We start from the raw sequence: 12,185 nt of genomic DNA on the forward strand, positions 1-12,185 counted from the left end.
AATGACGAAGTCTGTCTTTGCAGTAGGAGGGCGGTTCCGGATTGTTCGGGCCGCCTTCTTTATATGTCCGGGATATATATGCCGCCTTTTGGCCTGCCTATTTCCTAATCAGGTTCTCTCTTAATGGTTAAAAATTAAACAAATTTAGGGACTTGTGTCCGCTCATTTTCAAAATTGTAGTTACAATAGTTATAGTTACGACTTTGGCATATCTCTTGCTAGCTCCTACTGGAAGAAGCCGCCTCGGGCATGGCAGTCGGGGACTTAAAATAAACTGGAAGAAAGGGATGGTTATGAATATGATACTGAAAAGGCAACTGAAGGTTGCTGCTGTGACAATAGGACTGGCGATGGCCGGCAATATTGGAGCAGCCTCTGCGGCAGATGATGTCCTGGTTATCGGCGCGCCGTTAGCCCTGACAGGTGGTCTGGCGGATGAAGGTAAAAAGCAGCAGGATGTCTGGAAACTCTGGCTTGATAAAATCAACGCCGCCGGTGGTATCGATGTCGACGGTAAGAAAATGCAAGTCAAATTCGTTGAGTATGATTACCAGACGGATGGCAAGCGGGCCGGCCAACTGGCCGAAAAGCTGATTACCGATGATAATGTCGATGTGATCATGGCGCCCTTTGGTTCTGGTCACACGAAAATTATTGCGGCGGTCGCCGAGCGTTATCAAGTGCCGATGCTGGCATGTGTTGCATCTTCTGTTTCCGTGTATGATCAGGGCTTCAAGTATCTTTTCGGTACTCTCGCCCCGAATACCGGCATGACGGAATCCATGGTGGAGTTTTTCAAGGAAAAGTCGCCTGATCTTAAGACGGTGGCTGTCTACGGCCGAGATGACGTGTTCCCAAAAGCGATGGCGACGGCTTTGGCGGCGTCTGCGGAATCCGGTGGCCTTGACGTTGTGTATAACGAGCTTTATGCCGTCGGTACCATGGATCATTCGGCTGCGGTGTCCGCCATAAAGTCAGCAAACCCTGACTGGGTGTACATGACCGGATATACGCAGGACCTGATCCTGGGTCGGAAACAGATGGCAGACATGGGGGTTACTACTCCGATTGTTACCATGGTAACCGGCCCGGCTTATCGAGAGTTTACAGAGGGATTGGGTGATCTTGCAGACGGGGTGACGAGCTCAACCTGGTGGCATCACTCGACTGCCTATACCGATGCTGTGGGCCCGTGGAGCGCAACAGCAGATTTCTACGCTGATTTTACAGCTGCCTACAAGTCTGACCCGGATTATGTGCACGCTTCCTGCGCTGCCGCTGCGGATGTGCTGGTAAACGCGGTTCAGACTGCAGGGTCCAAGGATAAGCAAGCTGTCCGGGAGGCATTGGCGGCAACTAATATCCTGACATTCTACGGCCCGATTGATTTCGGAGACAATGGAATGAACCAGGGCCGCGAAATGCCAATCATCCAGGTTCAGGGTGAAGAGATCAAAGTTCTGTATCCAGGATCAATCGCTAATGCCGAAATGAAAATGATCAAGTAGGTCCTTTTTCAAGCCTGGAGGATCGGGGGTGGCGCTGGGAACAGTTGCGGCCTCCGATCGTCAGAAATCCGCAACAGTATATTTCGCCCAATTGAGACCATTTCCGGGAACCAATCACAGTGGATATCATTCAAATACTACTAAATGGCATAGTCTTAGGATCGCTCTATGCCTGTATTGCGATCGGGTTTTCGCTGGTATGGGGGGTCCTGAACATTATCAATATGCTTCATGGATCCTTCATTATTCTCGGCGGTTACCTTGCTTTCTTTGCATGGCAATATTCGAATGTGAACCCAGTCTTCCTGTTGCCAATAATTGCTACTGCTTTGTTCGGTCTGGGCTACCTCCTTCAGTATTTCTTTATCAACAAAGTGGTTATGTCACCTGTGCTAACAACCCTGACCCTGACTTTTGGTCTGGACATGATCCTTTACAACCTGATGACGGTCTTTTTTACCGCTACGCCGCGTCGTGTGACGCTGGATCTGGGGACGGTAAATCTTGGGGAAATGTATCTGCCGGTTGATCGTTTGATGGGCATGGGGCTGGCCTTGTTGCTCACCGCCTTGCTTTTCGTAGTGATGCGGGCATCAAAGATCGGCAGGGCCATAGTCGCCGTTCGCATGGACCGTCAGGCTGCTACCTTGATGGGAATTCGTGTGAACAATGTTTATGCGATTACCTTCGGGATCGGTGCCTTTATGGCTGGTGCGGCAGGGGTTATTTTTTCCATGGTTTTTCCCATAACAACAAATCTGACCGGAACTTTTCTGGGCAAGGCATTCGTTATCTGTGTGATTGGCGGCTTGGGCAGTGTCCCCGGCGCTCTAATTGGCGGACTTGCTCTTGGGCTGATTGAGAGTGTGGCTGGCTATACGATTGGTCCGCAGAACGCGACGACCGTTGGATTTGTACTCATGTTGTTTTTGCTGGTTGTGCGGCCCACGGGTCTTGTCGGCGTTAAGGGGTACGAGTAATGAGGCAGTTCCTATATTTCGGGGCTTTTGCGCTTTGGGTCGCGATGATCGCCGCCACGCCGACACTTGCCGATAACTATACAATCCGGATTGCGATCTCCATCGCTATGTTCTCCGCTATGGCGGTTTCCTGGAATTTTATCGGCGGCTTTACCGGCTATCCATCTTTTTCGACGGCAGCCTTTTTCGGGTTGGGCTGCTATGCGGGAGCGATCGCACAGCGAAATGGCATTCCACTTGTGGTCGCCTGGATGTTCGCGACCTTGTTCGTTGGTGTTTTTGCGGCATTGCTTGGGACAATTATCCTGCGCCTTAAAGGTCATTATTTTGCCATCGGATCAATCGCGATCGTGGAATTGACGCGCCTGATCACATCGTCATGGGGAAGCCTGACGGGCGGTGGAGATGGCCTGAATGTTCCTCTATTGCAGGGTAACCCGCAAGAAGTTTCGGCTCTCGTTCTTTATGTCATGCTTGGAATTCTTGTCGTTGCGTTCTTGACGTCGGTTTATGTGGATCGCTCCCGGTTGGGATTCGGGCTGAAATGTATCAGTCAGAACGAAGATGCCGCGGATATGGTGGGTGTTAATACCACATCTTTCAAGATTGTAGCCTATACGCTATCAGCGGTTTTCTGCGGTGCAATCGGTGCCGTATATGCTTCCTGGGTCGGATATATCGACCCAACAGACAGCTTTTCTATTCTCTTAACAGTGAAGGTGCCGGTGATGGTTCTCCTGGGTGGAGCGGGCACGTTACTTGGTCCAGTTTTGGGGGCCGGCGTTTTTGTTCTGCTCGAAGAAGTATTCTGGGCCAACTTTCTCGAATGGAACCGCGCAATCCTTGGCGGTATTATTGTTTTCCTGATCTTCTTCCTGCCGAACGGACTGCTGAAAATCCAGTATCGTACTCTCTATGCGAAATTGATGCAGCAGTTGCGCGCAGAAGCTAAGCATGTGGAGAAAAACTCATGACTGAAATTCTCAGGCTTGAAAATGTCAGCAAAAAGTTTGGTGGTATCAACGCGGTCAATGACGTTTCCTTCAGTCTGAAAGAGGGAGAGATCATCGGTCTGATCGGTCCCAATGGGGCCGGAAAAACAACCTTGGTCAATCTGATTACCGGGGTTCATTCTCTGACATCCGGTAAAGTGGTTTTTGCAGGGGAAGATGTAAGCCGTCAGCATGCTTACCAGGCAGCGCGGCGCGGATTGGCAAGAACCTTCCAGATAGTCCAGCCTTTCCCGAATATGACTGTGCTGGAAAATGTCGCAGCTGGGGCGCTGTTCGGTGGCGGAACCGTTTCCGTACAGGGCGCTCTAGCGCTGGCTCGAGAGGAATTGAAATTTGTCGGTTTGGATGCAGTGGCAGATACATCTGCTTCCTCGCTGGCCTTGCCCAATAGAAAACGTCTGGAACTTGCCAAAAGTCTGGCCATGCGACCAAAAGTCCTCCTGCTTGATGAGGTGAATGCAGGTCTGAACGCCGCGGAGATTGACGGTGCACTTGAGCTTATCCGCAAGATCGCCGCGCGCGGTGTCACGATCCTGATCATTGAACATTTGATGAAGGTTGTGCTTTCGATTTCTCAGAGAATTCTGGTGCTGCATCACGGGGAACTGATTGCCCAAGGTGATCCACGGACCGTCATTGAAGATCCGCAGGTGGTAGAAGCATATCTCGGTTCAAAATTTGCAGCGCGTGTGAAAGCGGAGTCCCATCATGTCTGAGTCCTACCTTGAAATCAGCGGTGTACAGGCCGGCTATGGCGATGTGCGTGTTCTCTGGGACGTTTCCGTTTCGGTCAACAAGGGTGAGATTGCCTGTATAGTTGGATCCAACGGGGCCGGAAAAACAACGTTGCTCAACACCATTTCCGGCATTGTGAAAGCAACAGCAGGCAGCATCAAGCTGGATGGGCAGGAATTAGTAGGCAAGCTGCCAGACGCAATCCTGAAAGCGGGTATTGCTCATGTGCCAGAGGGGCGGCGCCTTTTCAAGGGGTTATCCGTGCAGGATAACCTCATGCTGGGGGCGTATTTGCGTGATGACCGTGACGCGATCCGGGAAGACCTTGAGTTTGTGTATGATCTATTTCCTATTCTGAAGGAGCGCGCGACACAGGATGCAACAACGATGTCCGGTGGCGAACAACAGATGTGCGCTATTGGGCGTGGTATCATGTCAAAACCCCGCCTTTTAATGATCGATGAACTTTCCCTTGGCCTGGCACCACGTCTTGTTGACCGTCTGGGGGAGACATTGTTGGAAATCAATAAAGCCGGGTTGTCCATTCTGCTGGTTGAGCAGGATGTGATGACGGCCTTTGAAATCGCCCAGCATGCGTTCGTCATTGAAACCGGCCGTGTCTCGATTTCCGGCACGACAAATGAACTCGGCGACAATCCGAAAATAAAGGAAGCCTATATGGGGATCTAGGGAGTATCGGTATCAATTGTTTCAGTAATTGGCATCCATCCGTCCGGGCCAACTTCAAATAGGGGCGCCGCAATTACACTCCTGACCAGAGCCGATGACCTGGGATGTTCGCGATCAAGTGTGGATTTCCATTTAATTCCCTGTCGCATGGCAACAAGGATACCAATGACTTCACAATCGAGGCGATGCAGCAGTTTTAGGACGGAAAGGATCGTTGAGCCGCTGGAAATGGCATCGTCTACGATTACTATACGCTTCTTTTCCAAACGCGGTAACATGTTCGGATCAAGGAAAATTTTCTTGGTACGGTCCGGGCTGGTAATTGAATAAACAGGTTCGGAAAGGTCGTCAGAATACCAGAATTTTCGGGAATATCCCAGCGGGATGAAATTCTGATGCCCTAACCCCTCTGCGACCATCGGGGCGAACGCAAGCCCCAGGGTTGGCAAGCCGACGATATGATCCGGATGGAAGGATCTCGCAATGTGAACCATTGCCTTAGACAGGGCGGCAATTACAGGAAAGCTGGCCTGATTTGCAATAAGGGAGGCAACGGCTCGCGTGTCATCGGGAAGTTTGCGTAGGGGTAGGAGCAATGCACGTCCGTCTGGTAAGATGGCAGGGTATCCATATTGATAAGGCGGTTCCTGCATTGCTTTTGGGTCAGTGGCCGAGATCAATTCCTGCCAGAAATGTGTCGTCGGCATGGTATAGTCAGGTGATGCAGGTGGCCGTTGGGTCATGTCAGGAACTCTTTTTCGAATCCGGCAGTATGATGATGAAAGATAAGTTTGAATGGCATGAAGTTGCCAATATTGCCGATACTTCTTCCGATCGACCACTGGAAGTTATCGTCGGGGATACTGTTGTAATCCTGGTTAAATTTGGGAAAGATGTCATGGCTTATCAGGGGTTGTGTCCACATCAATTTGCAAGATTGTCTCAGGGAACCATCGCGGGAGACTCATTGCACTGTCCCCGGCACAAGGCGTCTTTCGATATTCATGACGGTACATGTGGTCCCGGTTGGCAGTTGCCAGCGCTGCGCCAATACCGCGTTCGCATTAAAGCAGGAGTGGTCTTGCTGGCGTATCCTCTGGCGGTCAAGGCCGGGCAAGACTGAGAACACCCCATTAATCCTCGGGCCAGGGTGATACACCGCGCCCGATCAGGCCATTTTTCCCTGTTGCCTCTACCATACCAAGGTTAATTCCAAGGCATGTTCGGGGCCGGGCCAGGTCGAGACCGAGCATTAAGCTGCTATCCGACAAGGCGGGATGCGGTCCTACAAACGGCGCATGGGCGGCGTTTGTAAGGTAGTCTGGATGAATATGTCCCCGATAGCTATCTGTTAGGCTGGGTGATTTGCGTAAAGAAGCAGCCCCAAACCCAAGGGCATCAATGACGGCGCTATCGCCAATTGCTTGCAATGCGCTTGCGGCCTCTTGTCCGGGAAACTTCGGTCCCACTGGGGGCGCAGCCGGACGCGTTATCCATGTCTTCGGATCTGAGGCCAGCTTATACCCAATTTCCTGTCCATTCCCGCCGCACGCAACAACCATATTGCTGTTAGTATCCCCTGAACCCGCGCCGATCATAAGAGATGCTGCCGCCATAATGATGTTAAGACAAAACTGATTGGCGGATGCCAGATAAGCGGACGTTTCAGGGTCGCTTGAATCCGGGAAATAGGTTCGTATTCGCTCCTGCGCCGCGGCGACTTGACCATGCAGGTCATCGCCATTGCAAAGACCGTGGTCTAGAATGGGTAACAGCGGGATGGGCTCGGACAACATCTCTGCCAGCTCGGGTCCGATATGTTCTGTCAGCCGATGCAAGAGTTTATGTCCGTCCGGATGCCCGTTTCCCAGCCGCAACGCATAAGGAAGAGGTCCGTCATTCAGGGGGGAGAAACGTCGACGGGTTGGTGCAGCCATATCCTTGACTTCCAGGGAATAAGCGCAGGGGCCGACAACAAAGGCGAGGGGAGTGACCACATCGAAATCCTGCGCCGGACGTAGATGTAGCGTCCCATTTTGTAGTTGGGAAAGGGCCTCTTTCTCGTCTGCGGCCCAGCCCTCAAGCTTCGCTGCGGCAATCAATGAATTGATCATTGGCCTGGGAAGCTGGTCCAGATTACGAAAGGGAGGGCCCGCGTGCAGCAATGTTCGATCTGGCAGGTTCGGCAGCATTTCCTTAAGTTTTGCAATACGCGTCAGCGCCGGAATGACAGCTATCAGCTTTTTATAAGATACTTGTGTCGCGGCGGAGGAACGGGCCAAACTTGCTGAGCCATTATCGTGGGGAGCAGTAGATGGAGTTTGCCCTTCTGCATCCGGACTATGCGCGTTGATAATCTGGGTCATCATTTCGATGAGGCGGGGGCGGTCTTCCGGAGCAAGGCTCTCAATCGTTCGCTCATGCGCCCGCTGTGCCCGTTCATCCAGCAAGTCCAGCATGTTCTTTCCGTCCTCGGTAAGCGAGGTGAGGCGGACGCGTCTATCGCTGCTGGAAACACGTCTCTTGATGAGGCCACGTTTCTTGAGGCGATCAAGAATGTCGGTCATGTTTGTTTTATCGATTGCCACGGCCTTGGCTAGGGTTGTCTGGTCCACAGGGCCGCATTGCTGGAGTGCAGATAACACCGAATACATCACCGGCGTGATATTCTGCTCACCACATTCAAGTGCAAAAAGGGCAGTATGGATTTGGTGTAACCGACGTATCAACACGCCGGGGCGAGAGGTGAGGGATCCATTTCGCCAGGGATCGGAGGATGTTGCTAGCGTGTTATCTGGTTTCATGAACTTGACCGTTGAACTGTTATCATTGTTACTTTTTTATAAGACTGAATCACAATCAACGAAACCCCAAGGTTTTTTTGATCCATCCTAAAAAAGCTGAGGTCAGCAGGGAGAGCCCGTTCAGGTCAGCATTTTCGATAAGTTCCGGATTTCTCCCTTCCGCCTTCGCTTCAATAGAGGCGGCGACCTGATCGAGGATACGATCTGCGATCTCGGCGACGAGTGAAGGTCGACTGAATTGCGATAACGGTCCGGTAAGTTTGTATTGCATATCCAGACTTAGTTCCGATCCACCTTCGGCGTGGTCTGTGATCTGAAAATCAAGTGCACCATCCAGTTGGGATCGACTAAGGCCGTCCTTGCCGCGACCAACAACCTCACCAGTCTTGCTCATTTCGTCGAGTTCCATCCGAGCGACGCCTGTAAACGCAGCCTTTATTGGCCCCATGGAGATCGCACATTGTCCCTGCAACAGTCCATCATCAGCAACATTGTCAAGTCGCGCGCCCGGAATACAGGAAACAATCTTTTCTGGGTCCGACAGTATTTCCCATATTCTGGATGGTGACACATCAAAGGTCAGCCTCCGAGAGAGAGTGGGTGCGTTGGCAAGTGATTGGCGTGACGGGATATCCGCTGGATCAGCAAACTTTGACGAAGAGACGGGCGCGATCTTCGAATTTTTCTCTAATGCCGCAGCCGCACTTTCATCAGGGTATTGCCGCAACCTCGCGTGGGGTTGAACGCGCGCGGAGGGTGGATTGTTTTCCAGCACATCGGCAATTGCGGCAACAATTCCGGCGTAACCTGTACAGCGGCATAAGTTGCCAGATAGCTCCTTGCGGATGCGCGCCGTATCGGCGTTGGGAAGCCGCCGGACAATGTCATAGCCGGTGACGAGCATCCCCGGTGTGCAGTAGCCACATTGCAGACCATGATGTCTTTTGAAGGCATCCCTCAAAGCCTGCATCAGCGGATCGTCGTCAAACCCTTCGACACTTTGCACATTTGCGCCTTTGCAGGCGGCAGCGAGAGTTATGCAGGATCGTGTCGGTCGTCCATCAACAAACACCGTACAGGCGCCGCAGACACCTTGCTCGCACCCCAGATGCGTGCCTGTCAGCAACAGGTCTTCCCGGAGGAAATCAGCCAAATGTGTGCGCGATTCCGTCTTTTCAGAAACCGGCCTGCCGTTGACGGTAAGATCGACAGTCGTATCGGTCATGTGGAAAACTCCTCAAAGTCTTTAATCTGGTCGAGGGCTCTAGATAAGGCTACGGTATGCATATGCAGGGCGTCTGCAGGTTGATCCGGTATCGCCTCTGCCAAGGCTTCCAACGGAGTTTGCGCTTCCGTCAGAAGTGATTGAGGGTTAGGCAACAGCGCAGGTTGTCGCCCTAGTGCTCCGATTGCTATTCGCGTTCGATTGTTCGCCGGATCAATCAGGATAGCTGCGCTTGCCTTGGCAAATTCTCCGACTTGTCGAGAATATTTCCAATAGGCCCAGCGTGCCCCGTTTCCCGGTCTAGGAACATCGACGGCAGTTAGAATATCCTCTGGGCTAAGGGCGGTGCTATAGGGCCCGATAATGAATTCTTCCATTGGGATTTGGAGCGGAGGAGAATTGCCCCCGGGCTCCCGTACGATGACTGTTGCACAAAGCGCGGTCAATACAATCACCCAGTCTGCCGCAGGATCAGCATGGGCGAGGCTGCCTCCGATCGTGCCGCGATTGCGGACTGCGCGATAGGCGATGTTCGCAGCCGCGTCCCGCATCCAGTGGCCGGTTGGATCCGGCACCACCCCATCCTCGATTTCGGCATGAGTAATAGCGGCACCAAACCGAATATAGCCATCATGTTCTTCAACTTTGCACAATTCCGGTAGCTGAGACAAATCAACTAACGCGGCAGGCCGGGCTAAACGTAAATTCATCATTGGCCCAAGGGACTGATTCCCGGATACGAATTTACTCTGTCCGTTCTGAAGAGCGCTTTGGGCATCGTTCAGAGATTGAGCTACGGCATAGTCAAACAAGACGGGCTTCATGCTGCGCCTCCCGCTCGCCTTGCGGGAGGCTCCACTTTCGCAATAGCCTCCAAAACCCGTTCCGGAGTCATCGGTACTTGCGCGACTTCTGCGCCAATATGGGCGAGGGCATCATTGATTGCATTGGCGATCGCCGCCGGGGGACCAATGGCGCCACTTTCCCCGATTCCCTTCTGGCCGAACCGGCTCAGCGGGGAAGGAGTTTCCATATGTTCAATGCGGATATCCGGTATATCGGAGGCAAGCGGCAGATGGTAATCCACAAGAGTTGAGGCAAGTGGCTGACCGGAGTCATCGAAACACATTTCCTCAAACAGGGCCGTGCCGATACCTTGTGCCGCGCCGCCATAGACCTGTCCATCAACAATCATCGGGTTTATCATCGTGCCGGCATCCTCGACGATGACGTAATCCAGCAGTCGGACATGCCCAAGATCCATGTCAACTTCCACTTTTACCGCATGGCAGGCGTAGGAAAACGTGCCGGTGTCTTTTGTTGTTTTATAACCCGCGACAACATCCAATCCTCGTGGGTCCACATCATCGGGTAGGAGCTGCGGTTTCAGATACCAGGTGCGGGCTACATCCTCAATGCTGATGGCGCTATTGCCACTCAAGGCCATGCCGTTTTCAAGGATGATTTTTTCCGGATCAGCCTGAAGCAAATGACCCGCTATTTTGCGAATGCGCTCGCCCAGCGACTCACAAGCGGTGCCCACTGCGCCGCCCGCCATTACGATGCAGCGTGATCCCCAAGTGCCAGTGGAGTATGGGGTGTAGGCCGTATCGCCATGAACCAGCTTTATTTTTTCTGGATCAATTCCGATTTCGCTATTGGCAATTTGCGCGAGCGTTGTTTCGAGGCCCTGGCCATGACTGTGTACGCCAACCCGAAGTTCAAGGCCGCCATCGGGTGTGAGTCGGGCTGTTGCCTGCTCGAAGCCAGGTACCATCGGAATGCCCCAGCCATGATAAACGGATGTTCCATGCGCGCCCTGTTCGCAGAAGATAGACAAGCCGACGCCAATCCGGGTGCGCCCATTTTGGTTTTGCTGCTTTTCCCGGATACCCGCCATATCGATGGCGGCAACAGCACGTTTCAGAGCTTCGGGATAGTCGCCACTATCAAAGAATTTGTTTGTGATGTTGGTGAACGGCATTTGTCCCGGCTGGACCAAATTGCGCGCCCGGATGGCTTCGGGTGTAATTTCAAGTTCCCGAGCTATTCCATCGAGCAACACCTCTATTGCGAAGCAAACACCGGTTCGCGCTACACCGCGGAATGGCAGAATAGGCGGCTTGTTTGTTGCCACCGACCAGGTTTTGCAGCGGTATCCTTGCATGATATAGGGGCCGGGCAGGATGCTGGCAACCTGCGCTGCTTCCAGGCAGGCGGAGAAGGGGTAGCTGGAATAAGCACCGGAATCAACGATGGCGGTACAATCCACCGCCAGCAATTCCCCGTCCGCTTTTGCATAGCCGGTTATTTCGTAACTATGTTCGCGGCAATTTGCCCCTGCGGTCAGATGCTCTCTGCGATCTTCAATCCACCGGATAGGACGATCCAGCTTCATGGCAAGATAACAGGCGCAAACCTCTTCCGCCAGAAGTATGCCCTTATATCCGAAACCGCCGCCGACATCCGGTGCAATCACGCGAATTTGTCCATGATCCATATTGAGACAGTCCGCGAGTCCGGTTCGAACAATATGGGGCATTTGAGTTGCGGAATGAAGGGTGAGGATTTCCAGATTTCGATCCCACCATGCGATCAGACCACGACCTTCAATTGGCGCCATGCATTGGCGCGCTGTTTTGAAGCTTCGACTTACGATTACATCTGCCTCTGCAATGGCCGCGTCGAAATTGATGTCGGCATTGCTTTCCAGAAATGAATTTTCATCCCAATCCTCATGCAACAAGGGAGCATTGGCATCGCGCGCCTTGGTCATGTCGTGGACCGCCGACAACTCATCAAATGTGATATCAATAAGTTCTGTCAGGTCTTCGGCGCGGGCGCGGTTTGATGCGAGGCATGCGGCAATAGGCTCCCCGACATGGCGAACCTTGTCCTCTGCGAGTATGGGCTGGATCGACGGGCGAAATCCGGGAAGACCGGACACGGCACGGATTCCCGAAACTCCCTTAAGGTCAGAAGCAAAAAAGACGGTTTCCTCAGTATCATCAGGTTTGGTTCGCGATGTAATTCGGGCATGAGCTAGCGGACTTCTCAGAAAGGCAAGCTCCAGCATACCGGGCATTCGCATATCGGCGATATAGCGCCCCTTGCCGTTCAGATAGCGATCATCTTCTTTTCGTATAAGGCGCGCACCAATACCTTTCGCGCCTTCCTTTATTCCTTGATCGTTACTCATTGCAACCTTTCCCAATGGCCTTCATATCCGG

General features: G+C 52.6%; 11 protein-coding genes. 6 read left to right on the forward strand and 5 right to left on the reverse strand.

The window, feature by feature from the left end; all coding sequences use genetic code 11:
* The first annotated feature begins 299 nt into the window (after positions 1-299).
* The 5 genes from AACZ19_RS05385 (at position 300) to AACZ19_RS05405 (ending at position 4,926) form a co-directional block, all read left to right on the forward strand.
* Positions 300-1,508, forward strand: a complete 1,209-nt coding sequence (locus tag AACZ19_RS05385) for an amino acid ABC transporter substrate-binding protein (protein WP_339631885.1) — start codon at positions 300-302, stop codon at positions 1,506-1,508.
* A gap of 119 nt (positions 1,509-1,627) precedes the next feature.
* Positions 1,628-2,488, forward strand: a complete 861-nt coding sequence (locus AACZ19_RS05390; RefSeq protein ID WP_339631887.1) for a branched-chain amino acid ABC transporter permease — start codon at positions 1,628-1,630, stop codon at positions 2,486-2,488.
* Entirely contained in the window at positions 2,488-3,462 is a 975-nt protein-coding gene (locus AACZ19_RS05395) for a branched-chain amino acid ABC transporter permease (protein WP_339631889.1), read from the forward strand. The genes AACZ19_RS05390 and AACZ19_RS05395 overlap by 1 nt, the downstream gene beginning before the upstream one ends.
* The gene (locus AACZ19_RS05400; protein WP_339631890.1) at positions 3,459-4,217 is read left to right on the forward strand and encodes an ABC transporter ATP-binding protein; all 759 of its coding nucleotides are present in this window, start codon (positions 3,459-3,461) and stop codon (positions 4,215-4,217) included. Before AACZ19_RS05395 ends, AACZ19_RS05400 begins: the two co-directional genes overlap by 4 nt.
* On the forward strand, positions 4,210-4,926 hold the full coding sequence (locus tag AACZ19_RS05405) for an ABC transporter ATP-binding protein (protein WP_339631891.1): 717 nt from the start codon (positions 4,210-4,212) through the stop codon (positions 4,924-4,926). Before AACZ19_RS05400 ends, AACZ19_RS05405 begins: the two co-directional genes overlap by 8 nt.
* Here the strand turns inward: AACZ19_RS05405 and AACZ19_RS05410 are convergent.
* A complete protein-coding gene (locus AACZ19_RS05410) occupies positions 4,923-5,669 on the reverse strand; it encodes a phosphoribosyltransferase (protein ID WP_339631893.1) in 747 nt (248 codons plus the stop codon). The two genes, AACZ19_RS05405 and AACZ19_RS05410, sit on opposite strands and share 4 nt — an antisense overlap.
* A gap of 32 nt (positions 5,670-5,701) precedes the next feature.
* On the opposite strand from AACZ19_RS05410, the gene AACZ19_RS05415 reads away from it, so the two are divergent.
* Positions 5,702-6,049, forward strand: coding sequence for a Rieske (2Fe-2S) protein (locus AACZ19_RS05415; protein WP_339631895.1), 348 nt, complete (start codon positions 5,702-5,704; stop codon positions 6,047-6,049).
* A gap of 10 nt (positions 6,050-6,059) precedes the next feature.
* Here the strand turns inward: AACZ19_RS05415 and AACZ19_RS05420 are convergent, their stop codons facing one another.
* The 4 genes from AACZ19_RS05420 to AACZ19_RS05435 are packed head-to-tail and all read right to left on the reverse strand — an operon-like array spanning position 6,060 to position 12,154.
* Positions 6,060-7,730 carry a DUF1116 domain-containing protein gene (locus AACZ19_RS05420; RefSeq protein ID WP_339631897.1) on the reverse strand — a complete coding sequence of 557 codons (1,671 nt, stop codon included), beginning with the start codon at positions 7,728-7,730 and terminating at the stop codon, positions 6,060-6,062.
* A 55-nt stretch (positions 7,731-7,785) separates the two neighbouring features.
* Positions 7,786-8,955: a 2Fe-2S iron-sulfur cluster-binding protein gene (locus tag AACZ19_RS05425; RefSeq protein WP_339631899.1), complete on the reverse strand. Its 1,170-nt coding sequence runs from the start codon at positions 8,953-8,955 to the stop codon at positions 7,786-7,788.
* Positions 8,952-9,779, reverse strand: a complete 828-nt coding sequence (locus AACZ19_RS05430; RefSeq protein WP_339631901.1) for an FAD binding domain-containing protein — start codon at positions 9,777-9,779, stop codon at positions 8,952-8,954. Before AACZ19_RS05430 ends, AACZ19_RS05425 begins: the two co-directional genes overlap by 4 nt.
* On the reverse strand, positions 9,776-12,154 hold the full coding sequence (locus tag AACZ19_RS05435; protein WP_339631903.1) for a xanthine dehydrogenase family protein molybdopterin-binding subunit: 2,379 nt from the start codon (positions 12,152-12,154) through the stop codon (positions 9,776-9,778). The genes AACZ19_RS05430 and AACZ19_RS05435 overlap by 4 nt, the downstream gene beginning before the upstream one ends.
* Positions 12,155-12,185 lie beyond the last annotated feature (31 nt).

The sequence above is a fragment of the uncultured Sneathiella sp. genome, from assembly GCF_963973085.1.
Lineage (GTDB): Bacteria > Pseudomonadota > Alphaproteobacteria > Sneathiellales > Sneathiellaceae > Sneathiella.